A 588-nucleotide genomic window follows, 5' to 3' on the forward strand; every position below is an offset into this window, starting at 1 on the left:
GAAGGAAAAGTCCTCATCTTCCCTGACCAAGCCCGGCATCCGCGCCCAGTGTACACCGTTTGCGGTTAGCCAGGATCCAGCCGGCTACTCTTCCGGCAAGTCGGGGGGAGACTCCTTCCACTGGGGATCGTCCAAGATGGCTTTTTTGGTCTGCTTGAGTTGTTTCCACAGCTCCTTGATTTGCCGGTAGGCTTCTTCCGGGGTAATTTTGCCCCCGGTTTCCAAGCTACAAATCAAGGACACTTTATTGCTAAATTCCTGCAGGTTGGCATCAAAAACTAGGTTCTGCGGCTTCACTTCGCCCCAGTAGGGATAGCGAGGCGAAATGAATTCATCTTTGTTGGGAGGTTTGTTGGGAGGAGTTGGTTCTGCCACGGCCTAACCAGGGTAAAAGAATGGTTCACAACAAGAAGGTCAACATGAAAAGCTCCATTAAAGCAGGATCTACTAGCCCAGTTTATGGGCGTTTTCTCTTAACCGGCTTGGGTACTTTTGTGGGATCTCGCAGAGGATAAAACGGCTCTTGAATAGACGCTTCCCCACGTGTCGAGGGGGTGGAACTCTTCCTGGCTTTGGGTTGGGGGGGGG

Annotated in this window: 1 protein-coding gene; it reads right to left on the reverse strand. The window is 52.0% G+C overall.

From position 1 onward, the window contains the following. Positions 1 to 84: 84 nt before the first annotated feature. On the reverse strand, positions 85 to 375 hold the full coding sequence (locus NW819_RS14585) for a hypothetical protein (RefSeq protein ID WP_414331448.1): 291 nt from the start codon (positions 373 to 375) through the stop codon (positions 85 to 87). Between the last annotated feature and the right edge of the window lie 213 nt (positions 376 to 588).

The organism is Synechococcus sp. R8-2 (genome assembly GCF_047461715.1).
In the GTDB taxonomy this organism is placed as follows: domain Bacteria; phylum Cyanobacteriota; class Cyanobacteriia; order Thermostichales; family Thermostichaceae; genus Thermostichus.